General features: G+C 65.9%; 1 protein-coding gene. It reads left to right on the forward strand.

What is annotated here, in order from left to right; all coding sequences use genetic code 11:
* Nucleotides 1-217 (forward strand): aldehyde dehydrogenase family protein (locus E4487_RS24290; protein ID WP_175254582.1); only part of this gene is annotated, 217 nt, incomplete at both ends.

A 217-nucleotide genomic window follows, 5' to 3' on the forward strand; every position in this document is an offset into this window, starting at 1 on the left:
GGTCGGCTCGCACATCCTCAAGTGCGCGGCCGAGAACATCATCCCGTCCACCGTCGAGCTGGGCGGCAAGTCGCCGAACATCTTCTTCGCCGACATCATGAACGCCGAGCCGGCCTTCATCGAGAAGGCCGCCGAGGGCCTGGTGCTGGGCTTCTTCAACCAGGGCGAGGTGTGCACCTGCCCGTCGCGCGCGCTGGTGCAGGAGTCGATCTACGAG

This window comes from Pseudomonas sp. BMW13, assembly GCF_013357275.1.
GTDB lineage: Bacteria > Pseudomonadota > Gammaproteobacteria > Pseudomonadales > Pseudomonadaceae > Aquipseudomonas > Aquipseudomonas khazarica.